The organism is Acetobacter sp. JWB, from assembly GCF_003323795.1.
In the GTDB taxonomy this organism is placed as follows: Bacteria; Pseudomonadota; Alphaproteobacteria; order Acetobacterales; family Acetobacteraceae; genus Acetobacter; species Acetobacter oryzifermentans.
In genome coordinates this window covers 450,496-465,952 of record NZ_CP030871.1, presented here as the reverse complement: position 1 = coordinate 465,952, position 15,457 = coordinate 450,496, and the positions used below count along the sequence as shown (strand labels likewise).

Genomic DNA, 15,457 nt, shown 5'->3' with positions numbered 1-15,457 from the left:
GCAGCCCGTTATTCGGGCTTGCACGCCTTTCAGGGCAGATGTTCCGTGTTCTCCCTGTTCGCAGGGGGCGCAAGTCATGACATACTCAACACCCACCTCGGCCCGCGCACACAGCACAGCCCACACGGAGCATGAATGAACCGGCCCTCCCCGCCTGGCGGACGCCACAAGGCCTGCTTTACCACCGGCAGCATCATGCGCCACGTGCTGGTTATGGCTGGCACCGGGGCCATTGGCCTTATGGCGGTGTTTGCGGTGGATATGCTCAATATGGTGTATATCAGCCACTTGGGTAACACCGCCCTTACGGCTGCCATTGGCTTTGCCGGGGCCGTTATTGGCTTGCAGATTGCCGTTTCCATCGGGCTAACCATCGGCATAAGTGCCGCCACCGCGCGTGAGATTGGCGCAGGCCGTGCGGATGAGGCACGCGGCATTGCCTCCTCCGCCCTTACTGTCATGATCGGGCTGGCAATGGTGCTGGGTATCGGCACCATGATTTTTGCCCACCCCATTCTGGTGCTGTTTGGCGCGCAGGGTGAGGCCTTGGCCAACGCCACCACATTCCTGCGCACCGTTAGCCCCGCTTTGCCCCTTATTTGTGCGGGTATGGGGGCTTCCTCCCTTATGCGCGTGGTGGGGGATGCCAAGGGCTCCATGCACATTACGTTGCTGGGGGCCGTAGTTGCCGCGGTGCTGGACCCTCTGTTTATTTTTGGGCTGCATGAAGGGCTTATGGGGGCGGCTATCAGCACAGTGCTTTCACGCGCGGTGGTGGCAACAGTGGGCCTGCGCGGCGCATTGCGGCACGATATGCTGGCCATGCCACAAGCCCACCGAATTGTGCCCGATACCAAACGCGTGGCCACGGTGGCTTTCCCGGCCATTCTTACCAATCTGGCCACGCCTGTTGGGGGTGTGTACGTTACGCAGGCCATGGCGCACTTTGGGTTGGCCGCTGTTGCAGGGCAGGCCTCTATCGAGCGTACGGTGCCTGTGCTGTTTGCGCTGGTTTTTGCACTTACCGGATCTGTTGGCCCTATTATGGGCCAGAACCTTGGCGCCGGGCAGTGCGACCGTGTGCGAGAAACCCTGCGTGCAGCCCTCAAGCTGGTGATTTTGAGCGTTGGGGCCACATGGTTGCTCCTGTTTTGTGCGCAGAACGGCGTTGTGGCCATGTATGATGCGCAAGGCGATGCCGCGGCCCTTATCCATATGTTCTGCACATGGACAATCGGCAGTTATCTGTTTGTGGGCATGCTGTTTGTAGCGAATGCCGCCTTTAACAACCTTGGTTTTCCGCTGTATTCCACCGCTTTTAACTGGGGGCGGGCCACGCTGGGCACCATTCCGTTTGTAATGATGGGCGCACGCTTTGGCCCGCTTGGCGTGCAGGCCGGGCAAGCGCTGGGGGCGATAGTGTTTGGCTCTTTTGCAGTCTTGACGGCGTTCCGTGTGACACAAACATTAGAAGTCTCTCCCGCACAGCATCCTCTGGCAGCGGGAGTGCGGAGCAGCACACCGGTTTCCGATGTTCCCACCACCAGCGCAGAAGCTGCCATGGCGGAACTGGACGAACTGGAAAGTGCCTCTGAACTGTGTGAGGAAGACAGGAAGACCAACCATGTCTAAGCTGACAACTGAAGAACGCAACGCCCTGCCCGATGATGCCTTTGCTCTGCCCGGCCGCCGCTACCCCATTCCCGATGCCACCCATGCGCGTGATGCGCTGGCACGGGCCAGCGAAATGCTGCACCGGGGGAACCTGACGCAGGAAGAATATGATACCATCCACGCCAAGGCGGAGGATGTTCTGCGCCGCGAACGAATGTAGTATTTAAACCCATATGCTAAACCGCCTGTATGCCCGCGTTTTGCGGCACGCCGCCAGCCCCTACGCGCCTTTATGGCTGGCGGCGCTGGCTTTTGCAGAAGCCAGCTTTTTCCCCCTTCCGCCAGAAACGCTACTGGTGCCCATGGTGTTGGCACATAGGCAAAAGGCATGGGTTTATGCCGCCATCTGCACGGTAGCCAGTGTGGCCGGTGGCCTGCTGGGCTGGCTGATTGGGGCGGCATTGCTGGATACGATAGCCCGCCCGATTGTGCATTTTTACCATGCCGAGGCCACGCTTCTGACCTTGCAGGAAAAATTCCGCCAATGGGGTGTGTGGATTATTCTGCTTAAAGGGCTAACGCCTATCCCCTACAAGTTTGTAACCATTGCCAGCGGCATGGCGCATTTTGCCATTTTGCCTTTTATGCTGGCCAGCCTTGTAACGCGCGGTGTGCGGTTTATGCTGGTGGCGGGCCTTTTGTGGCGCTTTGGGGCCCCTATTCAGGATTTTCTGGAAAAACGCCTGCCGCTGGTGGCCGGGGCATTTGCCATCGTGTTTTTAGGCGGCATTATTGCGCTGAAATATCTGTAAGTCTGGCCCTTGCATAAAAGCCCACGCGGGGCAAAACCCCTGCCCTGTGGCTTGTGCCCTGCCCGATTGCAGCGCAAAATGGTAGCCAGATTTTAAACATCTTGCTTGAGTGATAACCGGGAGAAAAAACGCGGATGCCAACCCAGATAGCTGTGATTACAGGCGCAGGCGCCGGTATTGGCCGCGCGGCGGCACGTGCGCTGGGCCGCGCCGGGTTTGATATTGCCCTGCTGGGCCGCAATGAAGACCGGCTGAAAGAAACAGCAGAAAATCTGGCCAAACATTCTGTGCGGTCATTGGTTATTCCGCTGGATGTTTCAGACGCCAAAGCCGTGCAGGATGCGGCAGAGCGTATTGAAACAGAACTTGGCCCCATTTCGGTTTGGGCCAACTGCGCCGGGGCCACGGTTGTTGGGCAGGTTTCCACTCTTTCTGCCGATGATATCCGCCGGGCCACAGAGGTAACCTATCTGGGCAGCGTACACGGCACATTGGCCGCACTTGGCGTTATGCGTCGGCGCGGGCAAGGGGCTATTATCAATCTGGATCTGGCCCCCAATTTACGCGGCATGCCGCTTCAGGCAGCAGAAAACGGGGCACGTTCTGCCCTGCGCGGTTTTTGTGAAAGCCTGCGCCCAGAACTGCGGCACGATGCCGATAATATTCGCGTGGTGATGGTGGATTTACCCGCCATCAACACCCCCCATTATGGCTGGACACGCAACCTTACGGGCAAGCGCTTAAAACCCGTTGGCCCGGTGTATGAACCCGAAGTAGCGGCAGAAGCCATTTGCCGTGCCGCCTTTAGCACCAGCCGCTCTATCTCCATTGGCGCCACCAACAGCTTTGCCGCCCTGTGGCACATGATTGCCCCCGGCTGCCGTGAAGCCCGCTTGGCCGAGAAAGGCTATAAGGCCCAGATGGAGCATGATTGGGCAGAAGGCCCGCAGCCGGATGATTTATACAAATCCGTGCCCGGTTCCTTTGGGGCGCAAGGCCCGTTTAATGAGCACTCCCGCAGGGTGGACAGCCCGCTAACCTTTTTTGTTTCCAGCAGCTTGCGGGCAAGCATTTTTGGTGCGCTTACGGCCATGAGCCTTACCGCCCTGATGGCGCATATTCGTAACTGCCGGAAATCCTGAACGCCTGCTTTCTGCCCCGTGTGGTTTTTCTGCTGCACGGGGCAAATTTTTGCGGCCTTAATGATGCCATCTGAATAAACAGCCAGAAATCAGTTCAAACGCCCGCGTGGTTTAATAGGCTGCTGGCGCATTTGCTGGTGCATGTGCAAACCATGCATCAGACGGTCTGCATCTGCTGGTGGCAGCACAAGCCCTACCGGGCCAAAGGCCGGGTGCTGAAAAGCCAGAACAGAGCCATCCGTGCTGGCTTCGGGTTGAAGCGCCCATTTGGTGCGCGTAACAGGTGTAAAAGTGGCGCCTTCTATGGGCGGCAGCTCCTTACCTTCCAGCATTGTTTCCCGGCACTGGCCCAAAACCTGAATCAGCCGGGTGATGTCTTCTACCGAAAGCGCAATATCTACCGCAGGCTGATCTTCCTGCTCTAGCACCTTAAGATGTACTTCTGTGTGGTCTGCTGAAAGAGACAGATCAAGCTTGGAAGACATATAACCTCCTACCCTCGGTTACCCCAAAACAGGCTTGCGCCCTTTCGGCTCACCAAAAAACTTTACGCTGATATGGTGTGGCAAAGCCCCTTAAACCAGAGCACCACCCCACACCCACCATGCGGCGTGTGCATCTGCCAACCTGTCTGCCGCTTCTCGCGCGGCTTCTACGGTAGGGAACACGCCAAAACACGTGGCGCCAGAACCGCTCATGCGGGCCAACTGGCATTCTGGTTGCATGGCAATATCGGCCAACACCCGCTTAACGGGCGGGCATACATTGCATGCCGGAGCTTCCAGACTGTTTTCCTGCGCCTTTAAGGTTTCCACCATAGCAGCACTATTGGGCCAGCTTTGCGGCAAAGCAGCCCTAGGCACAAAATCGCCGGTTCTTTTGCGGAACACATCCGGGGTGGAAACAGCCTGCCCGCAATTTACCAACACAAGGCCACACTCTGGCAAACGCGGCGCGGGGGTAAGGGTTTCCCCAATACCTTCCATCCGCACGGTCTGGCTTAGCAGGCATACGGGCACATCCGCCCCCAATGTTTCCGCTACACGGAACAGGGTTGGTTCACCCACCTGCGCGTTCCATGCCCGATTCAGCAAACGCAAGGCCGCAGCAGCATCTGCCGAACCCCCACCAATGCCAGAGGCCACGGGCAGGTTTTTTTCCAGCACAAGGCAGCCGCCCTGCACATTGGCATCCGGCCCGGCCAGATCACGCAGCACTGCGGCGGCTTTCATAACCAGATTATCAGCCCCGGCGGCATCTGCCCCAAGGGCGCGGCCAAAGCGGCCTTCCAGCTTGAGATGCAGAGGTTCAGAACCCGGCTCATAACGCAGCACATCCCCAGCGCCAGCAAACACCACAAGGCTATCCAGCAAGTGGTATCCATCTGGCCTGCGGCCAGTAACGTGCAAATACAGATTGATTTTTGCTGGAGCAATTTCTGTCAGGGTTGTGGTTGCAACATCCAGAACATCAACTGTCATGGCGTGTGTGTTCCTTTATCCTGCGGCGCGACTTTAGCGGGCGCGGCCTGATCTGCTTTTTTTACATCCGGCTCTACACCTGCGCGCTTGAGCGCAGCACGTATCAATACTTCATCCGACGGAATAGGGTGCAGCCCCAAAGCCACGTTCCACTGATCTATGGCTTCGGTCTTGCGGCCCTGCCGCCAGTAAACCTCGCCCAGATGATAATTCACTTCCGGGTCTTCTGGTGTTTTTTCTGCGGCTTTTTCTAAAAGATCCAGCGCCTCGTTCAGGTCTCCACGCTCTGCGCGCACCCAGCCGAGGCTGTCTGTAATAGCGGCATCATCGGGGGAAAGCTGGTGCGCCTTGCGCAAAAGTTTTTCGGCTTCGGGCAGGTTTTCATGCCGCTCCACCATAGAATACCCCAGAAAATTCAGCAGCATGGATTCGTCTGGCGCGTAAGCCAGTGCGGCGCGGGCATCATCCCGCGCGTGGGGCCAATCCCCCATTTCGTGGTACACCATGGCGCGCAGGAAAAGCAGCGTCCAATCCACATCTTTTTGGGCTGTGGCAAGGTCTATGGCTTTGGTATAGGCGGCAATTGCGCCTTTCCAGTCCTTCTGCTGCACCAGCGCATTGCCCAAGGCACGCTGAAGCAGAATCTGATCTGGCAACTGGGCCACAAGCGGGCGCAACAGGTTTACCGCCTCGGTGGCCTGATCGGGCGTGGAATCCAGCACCGCCAGCCGCAGCCGCGCCACGGGGGACATGGGGTCAGACTGCGGCACGCGCAGCAATGTTTCACGCGCAGCAGCCCCGTGGTCTTCATCAATCTGGATTTCGGCCAGCATCAGACGGGCTTCAGCCAATGTGGGGTCCATCGCCAAGGCAAAGCCCAGCATCAGGCGTGCGGCCTCGTTAAACTGGTAGAGGTTGGCATCATTCCCCACCATGCCGCCTGTGGCTGCGGCCTGTTGGGCTTGCTCCCGCCCCTGTTGGCGCAGCAAAAACGCCGTAAGAATGTAAGCCCGTGCAATACCTCCGCGCGCCGATGTGACCGGGAAGTGCGAAATGGTAGCCTGAAGCTGCGGGCCAGCCAGCAACAGAACTGGATCATCCCCTTCCAGCTTGCGCAGCTCGGCGCGGGCTTTTTCTTTCTGCCCGCGCTCCCACAACCATGCGGCGTAGGAACGGGTAAGCAGCAGATCACCCCCCGGCATGATCTTGCGCGTTGCATCAAAAAGCTGGCCTGCGCGGTCTGTCTGGCCTGCTACCTGCGCAATCAGGGCGGCGTGCAGCGTGTAAAACGGCACCAGAACAGATTTTTGAATATGGGTCAGGCTTTCCACCGCCGCATCCGCATGGCCTTGGGCCTGTTCACACCATGCCAGCAATAGCGGCATAATAAGATGTGTCAGCGGGTCTGTGCGTGCTTGGTGGTAATAGGTCAGCGCCTCGCCCCACTCACCACGCGCAGCGGCATCGTTCCCCAACACCAGAGCGGAGATGACGCTTTGCGCGCCGGGCAGCTTATCCAACTTGTGGGCCAGCGGCACCGCATCGGCATCCCCCGCCATAACACTGCGCACAAAAGCCTGCTTCAACAGGTCCATATTCTGTGGGTCTGCGGCTGCGGCCTGGCGGAAAGAGCGTGCGGCCTGAAGGTCATCCCCCCTGCGAACGGCAATGACGGCGCTTAGAAACGCCCCCGAATCGACATGCCCGACAGGCGCATGCATAACCGCAGTATCTGCTTTGGGTTCGGCCCCTTTAAGGGCTGCGCCAGATGTATCGGGCTGGGCCGCATACAGCGGAGAAGCCAGCACAGTGGCGGAAAGCAGCATGAAAACCGTAGGCAGAAGGCGACAAAACAGCATAAGAACCCTATCTACAGGATACGGTGGCAACCGGGCAGGCCGCCCACGGATGCCCCACCCCTTCTGGCAGAGCGGAAAGGAACGACATGAACGACTGGTTTTGTCTAACGCGCCCGCGCCAAACCACCAAACCGTCCGCTTTATGATACGGTTTATATGATGGAAGCTGCTCTGTCTCTCCTGCGCCTTTATACGGAATGGGGCGTGGATGTTGCTGTAACCGATGCTGCGGTCGATCATCGGCACGCCGGGGCCGGGCTTGTGTTGCCTCCGCTACGGGGCAAAACGCCCCAGCAGGCGCCACCGTACACACCGCCGCAGCTCGGAACGGGCAGAACACCGGCACCTGCCACCACTGCGCAACGCCCCCCACAGCAACAGCCTGGCCCCACCAGCTTTGCAGATACCGTGGAACAGGCGCAGCGCCTTGCCGCCGCCGCCACTACGCCAGAAGAGCTGTTTCAGGCGATGGATTCCTTCATGGCATGCCCTTTGCGCGGCGCTGCCATGCACACCCTTATGCCCGCCGGGCCACACCACGCCCCGTTGATGCTGATTGGGGAAGCCCCGGATGAGGATGAAGATAGAAGCGGGCAGGTTTTTGCGGGCCTATGTGGCACCCTGCTGGATACCATGCTGGCCCCGCTGCCTTTGGAACGCAGCCAACTGGCCCTTGCTACGGCCCTGCCGTGGCGGCCAGCCGGGGGCACCGCGCCAACAGAGATGGATCAGCGCATCTGCCGCCCCTTTCTGGAGCGCGCCATAACGTTATTTGCCCCCCAGCGCCTGTTGCTATGCGGGCGGCTGCCTGCCCGGATGCTGCTCGGCAAAACAACGGATCTGCCCCGCCGCAACTGGCAGGAGATTACCTTGCCGGGGTTGCCTGCGTTGCCGGTTATGGTCATGCGCCATCCACTTCAACTTCGGGCCAGCCCCGCTGCACGGCGTGAAATATGGGCAACACTGATGACGGTGATGGATACCCTGCGCCAAGACAGCCAAAGCATGTAATCAGCACACGCATGTAAGCGTAAGCGCTGCGCCAGATGTTACAGAATATGTCAGCAAGAAATACGTTGCATAAACCATGGGAATACCTGCGCAAATCATAGAAATTCTTCCAGCTTGACCAGCGATTCACCACAGGGAATGCAACAATTTTTGAAGAACCTTTCCCTTTTCTTACAGACAGGAAACTTGCCTTTTAGGCTGGAAGGGCCTAGACCCCGCCAGCCATGCGAGCGATAGGTCAAATTCCTCATCAGATCGCGGCAAAAGCCATTCTGGCTGGTGCCGCCCTTTTGGCCAGCGCTTCCGTCGTTGTGACGAGAGCCCATGCCAAGCCCCCGGAAGCCGGGCCAGAACCGTACAGCGAAGAGCTGGCTATGGTTCTGCCACGCCAGGCTTTCCCCGAAGGTGATGATGTTACACTCCCCAAACCTCTTCCCCCGGAAGTTGCCACTCAGGTGCGCGCTATTTTGCGCCTGCAACAGCAGGGGGCGTTCACGGAAGCCATTAGCAGCACCACGCATCTCACAGATTCCACCCTGTTGGGTGAGCTACAGGCAGACCGTTACCTAAACCCGAATTACCACCCCAACGCGACCGAGCTGCGGAACTGGCTGAAACAATACACCAGCTATGCCGATGCTCCGGCCATATGGGCGCGCCTTGCTGCGCTGCCTGAACGGGGCGGCCCATTACCCCCTGCCCCACCGGCAGACCACTTAGCCCCGGCCCACGCTGCCCTTGCGGCTGGCCCACTGGCGCAGGAATTCACCCGTAACCCCCTGCTAGACCGCACCTTGCGCGAACGCACCACATGGGGGCTAAAGGGCGTGCACAGTGCATTGCACCTTATCAGCATTACACCGGGCATGACGCCCGCTTACGCGGCCCAGCTTCAAGCGGAAACCGCACAGGCCATGCTGGTTTCGGGTGAAACGGATATGGCGCTGGATATTGGCCGCACGGCTGTACATCTTTCCCGCGAGCGCAATCCACTGGCCAGCTACATTACAGGGCTGGCCCTGTGGCAGAAGCAAGCCTACGCAGAAGCCATTCCGTTTTTTGAAAAAGCCTCCCACGCCCCGCGCGCCATGCCGGAAATGCGGGCCGCCTGCGCCTTTTGGGCCGCACGTGGGCACGGAAAAACCGGCAATGCCCATGCTCAGCATGTGTGGCTCCAACACGCGGCAGCTTTCCCGCGTAGTTTCTATGGGCTTCTGGCCTATCGGATGTTGCAGCCAGCCCCGGCAGACCATGCGGCCTCTAACGCCCATACACACCCTATTGGCTTTAAACCGCTGGAAAACAGCCCCGTTCCGGATAACGGTGCGTCCTCCGCTCCGGTGCTAACGGAAATTGATATCGAAGCCGTTGGCAGTTCCGAAGTAGGCCGCCGCGTGTTTGCCCTGCTGCAAGTTGGTGAGCCGGAAATGGCAGAAAACGCCATCCGCCGCGCATGGCCAGACCTGCGAGACGTGACACTGGCGCGGGCCTTCCAGCTTGTGGCGCAAACAGCCGGGCTGCATGATCTGGCTACAGAAATGGCCGATGCCCTGAACACCCATGCCGCCACGGCGCAGAATGCAGAGGATACACCCTTGCCCCTGCTGCGCCCCCGGCACGGCTTTACCATGGACCCTGCCCTTGTTTACGCACTGGCCCGTGTGGAATCGAACTTCGACCCACGTGCTGTTTCCGGCGCAGGGGCACATGGCCTGATGCAAATCCGCCCCCTTACGGCTGATTTTGTCACCAGCGAGTCCCCCACCAATCTGAACCACCATTTTGTGCATTCCGCCGAAGCCCTGCATGACCCCAGCATCAATCTGGAAATCGGGCAGCGCTATGTGCAGTATCTGGCGGGGCTAACGCGCCAGAGCAACCACACAGAGGCACGTGGTGGAGATATTATCCGCCTGCTTGCCAGCTATAACGCAGGGCCTTCCGCCCTTGCGCATTGGGAAAGTTCCACCGGCCCAACAGCTAATGATCCGCTGCTGTTTATGGAGCTGCTACCCAACACAGAAACGCGGGATTACGTGCACCACACCCTTGCTTACCTGTGGATGTATGCCGCCAAGATGAAGCTGCCGACACCTTCCCTTACAGCCTTGGCCCAAAGCACATGGCCAGACTTTGAGGATGAAAAGGCACTGGCGCATACGCTCAACACCCGCACCCTTCATTAAGGCTCTGCGGCGCAGGTTTAGCGGGCTTATCGCATACAAAAAGGGGCGCAGCTTTAACCGGCTGCGCCCCTTTTTTATAACCTATGGCAAGGCTGCATGAGAGCCCCTTGGGGCAGGCCAAATACCTGCCCGCGTGGTTGGCCCTCAGTTTTCCGCCAGAGGCTGCCTGCTGGCCCGCACGCGGGAAACACGACGGCCCTCCATTTCCAGCACCTCAAACAGCCATCCCTCGTAAGCCACCTTATCCCCCACTGCTGGCACACGGCGCAGAAGGGCCAGAATAAGGCCGCCCAGCGTGTGGTAGCTGCCTTCTTCCGGCAGGGTTTTGATGGCCAGTTGGTCTTTCACTTCATCGGCGGATTCCGTGCCATCCAGCATCAGCACCGCATCTGGGGCCGGTTCTGTGTTCAGGCGCGTGAGTTTTTGAGGCTCGTGCGAAGTTTCCCCCACAATGGCATCAAACAAATCAGACGCCGTAACAATGCCTTCAAACGCCCCGTATTCATCAAACACAAAGGCCATGCCCAGTGGAATACTGCGCATGCGCTCCAGCATATCCAGCGCGGAAATACTATCTGGCACCACCACCATTGGGCGCAAACCTGCCTCTATAGAGGCAGGCATGCCGTCTAAAACGCGGTCCAGCATATCCTTGGCCAGAACCACACCCACGGGGTTATCCACCCCACCCTCGCACACCACAAGGCGGGCATAGGTGGTTTGCTTGAGTGCCTGCACCAGTGCCTCGCGCCCGGCATGGCGATCTATCCATACCAGCTCATTTCTGGGAGTCATGATGGCACGCACGGGCCTGTCTGCAAGGCGCAGCAGACGTTCGATCATGGTGCGTTCTTCATGCTCCAGCACGCCCAAGCGCGCGCCTTCTGCAATGTAGGCTTTCAGTTCTTCTTCCGTCAGCGTCTGGTTTACGGCATCTGCCGCACCCATCAGGCGCAGAACCACGTTGGAAGACTGGCGCAGCAGCCACACCACCGGGCGGGTGGCATTGGCCAGAACCTCCAGCGGTGCAGCCAGACGGGCGGCCACTTTTTCTGGTTCGCGCAGGGCCAGTTGCTTGGGCACAAGCTCACCCAGCACCAGCATAATCGCCGTAATCAGCACCACCACCACAATCATGGAAAGCTGCGGGGCAATAGGTTTAATGGCCGGAATACGCTCCAGCATGGGGGTAAGGTGCGCTTCTATCTGCACCCCACCAAATGTGCCTTCCAGAATGGAAACAAGTGTCATGCCCACTTGCACTGTGGGCAAGAAGATTTGCGGATCTTCCGCCAGCCGCATGGCCCGCTCGGCCCCGCGTACGCCTTGTTCCTGCAACATGACCAGCCGGGGGATACGCACGGAAATAAGTGCAAGTTCCCCCATGGCAAACACGGCGTTCAGCAACACCAGAAAGAAAATGACAAGAATGGAAAGTGCCATGAAAAACGATATGCCCTCTGTGTAGGGTACCCGCGTGGCGGGTTTCTGGCGGGCAGAATAGGGGATGATTTCTCCCAAAGCCACAGCTAGGCCATACAGGAAAGCGTATTGCCTTATGCGGCGGCAGTATGTCTGCCTTCCGGATAAAGCGGACCAATTCGGTATGTTTTAGGCGTTCAGCGCAAAAAAAAGCGGCCCCTTGCGGGAACCGCTCCTTTTTAAAACCCGATTCGGAAGGCCCGATCAGTCTGCCGCAGTGGCTTCTACTGCTGGCTTTGCTGCCGGAGCATCGTTTGCGCCTTCGGCTGTGCGAATCACCTTCACACGTGGGGCCTTGGCAGGCTTGCGTGCGGCAATGGCGTCCATCTGTTCTTCCACCTGTTTGGAGAAGACGTACTGGGCCGGGCGCTGGTTTGCCAGCGAGATTTCCGGAGCCATTGGTTTTTCTGTTTCGGGGCCAAACAGCGCCACTTTGGCAATGTGCCAAGGGCGGCGCACGGCATCCATCACAGCGGTGGATTCGTAACCGGAATGCACCATGCAATCAGCGCATTTTTCGTAGTTACCGGTGCCGTAATCATCCCACTTCGTGTCATCCATCAGCTCACGGAAGGACTTGGCATAGCCTTCACCCAGCAGATAGCAGGGGCGCTGCCAGCCAAACACGTTACGCAGCGGCTTGCCCCACGGCGTGCAGTGGTACTGCTCGTTCCCCGCCAGGAAGTTCAGGAACAGTGGAGACTGCGTAAACCGCCATTTGTGGCCTTTGCCCAAACGGAAGATATCGCGGAAAAGCTGCTTGGTTTTCTGGCGGTTCAGGAAGTGTTCCTGATCTGGTGCGCGTTCGTAGGCATAACCCGGTGCGGTCATGATTCCGTCCACACCCATTGCCATCACTTCATCAAAGAAACTGGCAACACGCTGCGGATCTGCGCCATCAAACAGGGTGCAGTTGATGGAAACGCGGAAGCCGCGCTCCTTGGCTTTTTTAATGGCTGCCACGGCACGTTCATACACCCCATCTTGGCAGACGGAGGAATCGTGCATGGTTTTGTCACCATCCAGATGCACATCCCAAGAGAAGAAGGGGGATGGTTCATATTCATCCATCTTCTTTTCAAGCAGCAGGGCATTTGTGCACAGGTAAACGTATTTCTTACGCGCAATCAGACCGCGAATAATCTGCGGCATTTCCTTGTGCAGCAGCGGTTCACCACCGGCCACAGCCACAACTGGTGCGCCTGCCTCGGCATCTGCATCCATGCATTCCTGCACGGTCATGCGCTGGTTGAGAATGGCAGCCGGGTAGTCGATCTTCCCGCAACCTGCGCATGCCAGATTGCAACGGAAAAGCGGCTCAAGCATCAGCACAAGCGGATAGCGCTTCCGCTTCTTGAGATGCTGTGTGACGACATATTTGCCGACCCTGACGGCCTGCATTATCGGTACGGCCATAAACCCCCGCTCCGGCGCATCACTTACGCCCGTATCGTGACTGGAAAGAACTTGTTCAGTTCAGTGTGTAACAAGAAACGCGGCCGTGCTACCCGCGGCAAGTATTTCCGCCCTGAGCCATCAGGTGGTCAGACAGCATACTGAATACACGCGTTACGCGGCCACGCATGAAAGAAGATATTGGCCTGCATATATGTTGTGTGGTTTGTCAAGCTCAAGTGTTTTCACACTCCTGTTGCAAAAAGGCCACAATCACCAGCTTGTTTTGTTTCAATACTTGCGTTCTTGCGTGAAACATTAAACCACATGCCATCGGATCGCGATGTCTGTCGGCATGCAAACGCGGCGTAAGACACACTTCGGGTTGCGTCATCCGCCCAGGTACCAGACAGCAGCCCGCAACAAAAAGATGGAAACGATCGCATGGACAGTTCTCAGGACAAGAGCGCGCCTTCACCGATTCCGACGTTAGGGCGTTTTCCTGCGCTGGATCGGGTTGAGTATCCGGCGGACCTGCGCAATCTCTCGGTTGAGCAGCTTAAGCAGGTTGCGGATGAACTGCGGGCCGAAACGGTGGACGCGGTTTCCACCACAGGGGGGCACCTTGGGGCATCCCTAGGTGTTGTGGAGCTGACGGTTGCCTTGCATGCGGTGTTTGACACCCCTGATGACAAGGTAATCTGGGATGTGGGCCATCAGGCCTACCCTCACAAGATTCTAACAGGGCGGCGGGACCGTATCCGCACCCTGCGCCAGCCGGGCGGCCTTTCTGGCTTTACCCGCCGCGCAGAAAGCCAGTACGATCCGTTTGGCGCAGCACATTCCTCCACCTCCATTTCCGCAGGACTCGGCATGGCCGTGGCCCACCACCTGCGGGCGGAGGAAGACCCCAGCTACCGCGAACGCAACGTGATTGCCGTGATTGGCGATGGCTCCATTTCCGCCGGCATGGCGTATGAGGCCATGAACAACGCCGCCGTGGCTGGCCCCGGCGCAGAACGGCTGATTGTCATCCTCAACGACAACGAGATGTCCATTGCCCCACCCGTGGGCGCAATGTCGAACTACCTGTCGCGCCTGATGTCCTCTCGCAAGTTCATGGGCTTGCGTGAACTGGCTGGCAAGTTCGTGAAAAAGCTGCCTGCCCCTGTGGAGCGCACGGCCCGCAAGGCGGATGAATATGCCCGCGGCATGATCACCGGCGGCACGCTGTTTGAAGAACTGGGTTTTTACTACGTTGGCCCTGTAGATGGGCATGATCTGCCGCAGTTGGTTTCTATCCTGCGCAACCTGCGCGATACGGATAACGGCCCCATCATGCTGCATGTCATTACGGAAAAAGGCCACGGCTATCAGCCAGCCGAAAAAGCCGGAGACAAGTATCACGCCGTTGCCAAGTTCAACGTTGTTACAGGTGAGCAGAAAAAAGGCCCCGCAGGCCCACCAAGCTACACCTCTGTGTTCTCGCGCGAACTCACACGCCGCGCCGCAACCGATAACAAGATTGCCGCCATTACCGCCGCCATGCCCTCTGGCACGGGGCTGGATGCCTTTGCCAAGGCTTACCCGGATCGGTTTTTTGATGTGGGTATTGCCGAGCAGCACGCCGTTACCTTTGCCGCAGGCATGGCAACGGAAGGATTGCGCCCGTTCTGCGCCATTTATTCCACCTTCCTCCAGCGCGCCTATGACCAGGTGATGCACGATGTGGTGCTGCAAAAGCTGCCCGTGCGCTTTGCCATTGACCGCGCCGGTCTGGTAGGGGCCGATGGCGCCACCCATGCCGGATCCTTCGACATTGCCTATCTGGGCTGCCTGCCGGGCATGACCATTATGGCGCCATCAGACGAGCTGGAATTGCTGCACATGACAGCAACCGCCACCCTGTTTGATGAAGGCCCGATTGCCCTGCGCTACCCACGTGGCAGTGGCCTTGGGCTGGACCTGCCTGCCGAGGGCACACCGCTGGAAATTGGCAAGGGCCGCATTATCCGTGAAATGGGTGGGCAGTCTGGCCCTGAAAAAGGCGGCGTGGCCATTCTCTCGCTTGGCCCACGTCTGGCGGAGTGTCTGAAAGCCGCAGACATGCTGGCCGCCCGTGGCCTACCGCCCACCGTGGCGGATGCCCGCTTTGCCAAGCCGTTTGATACGGAACTGGTGGAAAACCTGGCCCGCAACCATGCGGTGCTGATCACGATTGAGGAAGGTTCGGAAGGTGGCTTTGGCTCCCTTGTTGGCCACCATCTGGCCCGCACAGGCCTTTTGGACAACGTCCGCTTCCGCCCCCTCACCCTGCCAGACCGCTTTATTGACCATAACACTCAGGCCGCCCAATATGCCGAAGCAGGGCTCTCCGCTCCGCACATCGTCGGAACAGCTCTAAGCGCATTGGGCATCGGTGACATGCTTGAAGCGATCTTGCCAAACCGCGCAACCGGGACAAAATCTTAAGCC

Annotated in this window: 12 protein-coding genes; 7 read left to right on the top strand and 5 right to left on the bottom strand. The window is 58.6% G+C overall.

All coding sequences use genetic code 11. The features are described 5' to 3' along the window. Positions 1 to 135: 135 nt before the first annotated feature. The 4 genes from DS739_RS02195 to DS739_RS02180 all read left to right on the top strand — a co-directional run bounded on the left by DS739_RS02195 (position 136) and on the right by DS739_RS02180 (position 3,568). Positions 136 to 1,632: an MATE family efflux transporter gene (locus DS739_RS02195; RefSeq protein WP_039891908.1), complete on the top strand. Its 1,497-nt coding sequence runs from the start codon at positions 136 to 138 to the stop codon at positions 1,630 to 1,632. Continuing rightward, positions 1,625 to 1,834, top strand: coding sequence for a hypothetical protein (locus DS739_RS02190; RefSeq protein WP_003625103.1), 210 nt, complete (start codon positions 1,625 to 1,627; stop codon positions 1,832 to 1,834). Before DS739_RS02195 ends, DS739_RS02190 begins: the two co-directional genes overlap by 8 nt. Positions 1,835 to 1,847: 13 nt before the next feature. Next, a complete protein-coding gene (locus DS739_RS02185) occupies positions 1,848 to 2,426 on the top strand; it encodes a YqaA family protein (RefSeq protein ID WP_006116961.1) in 579 nt (192 codons plus the stop codon). 134 nt (positions 2,427 to 2,560) lie between these two features. Then, positions 2,561 to 3,568, top strand: a complete 1,008-nt coding sequence (locus tag DS739_RS02180) for an SDR family oxidoreductase (protein ID WP_006116960.1) — start codon at positions 2,561 to 2,563, stop codon at positions 3,566 to 3,568. An 89-nt stretch (positions 3,569 to 3,657) separates the two neighbouring features. Here DS739_RS02180 and DS739_RS02175 read toward each other — a convergent pair whose 3' ends face one another. From DS739_RS02175 to DS739_RS02165, 3 genes are all read right to left on the bottom strand, one after another. Further along, complete coding sequence (locus DS739_RS02175; protein WP_006116959.1) at positions 3,658 to 4,053, bottom strand: hypothetical protein; 396 nt, start codon at positions 4,051 to 4,053, stop codon at positions 3,658 to 3,660. Positions 4,054 to 4,143: 90 nt separating this feature from the next. Further along, complete coding sequence (locus DS739_RS02170) at positions 4,144 to 5,049, bottom strand: 4-(cytidine 5'-diphospho)-2-C-methyl-D-erythritol kinase (RefSeq protein WP_006116958.1); 906 nt, start codon at positions 5,047 to 5,049, stop codon at positions 4,144 to 4,146. Beyond that, entirely contained in the window at positions 5,046 to 6,908 is a 1,863-nt protein-coding gene (locus DS739_RS02165; protein ID WP_039891904.1) for a tetratricopeptide repeat protein, read from the bottom strand. The genes DS739_RS02170 and DS739_RS02165 overlap by 4 nt, the downstream gene beginning before the upstream one ends. 156 nt (positions 6,909 to 7,064) lie before the next feature. On the opposite strand from DS739_RS02165, the gene DS739_RS02160 reads away from it, so the two are divergent. Further along, entirely contained in the window at positions 7,065 to 7,919 is an 855-nt protein-coding gene (locus tag DS739_RS02160; protein ID WP_006116956.1) for a uracil-DNA glycosylase family protein, read from the top strand. Between the two features lie 224 nt (positions 7,920 to 8,143). Next, entirely contained in the window at positions 8,144 to 10,105 is a 1,962-nt protein-coding gene (locus tag DS739_RS02155; RefSeq protein WP_006116955.1) for a lytic transglycosylase domain-containing protein, read from the top strand. Between the two features lie 144 nt (positions 10,106 to 10,249). Here the strand turns inward: DS739_RS02155 and DS739_RS02150 are convergent, their stop codons facing one another. Further along, positions 10,250 to 11,632 (bottom strand): hemolysin family protein, encoded by a 1,383-nt coding sequence (locus tag DS739_RS02150; RefSeq protein ID WP_006116954.1) that lies wholly within the window; start codon positions 11,630 to 11,632, stop codon positions 10,250 to 10,252. A 159-nt stretch (positions 11,633 to 11,791) separates the two neighbouring features. Further along, positions 11,792 to 13,003, bottom strand: coding sequence for an adenosyl-hopene transferase HpnH (hpnH, locus tag DS739_RS02145; RefSeq protein WP_006116953.1), 1,212 nt, complete (start codon positions 13,001 to 13,003; stop codon positions 11,792 to 11,794). A 423-nt stretch (positions 13,004 to 13,426) separates the two neighbouring features. Between hpnH and dxs the strand changes: the two genes are divergently transcribed. Continuing rightward, positions 13,427 to 15,454, top strand: a complete 2,028-nt coding sequence (dxs, locus tag DS739_RS02130; protein ID WP_096884269.1) for a 1-deoxy-D-xylulose-5-phosphate synthase — start codon at positions 13,427 to 13,429, stop codon at positions 15,452 to 15,454. The last annotated feature ends 3 nt before the right edge of the window (positions 15,455 to 15,457 follow it).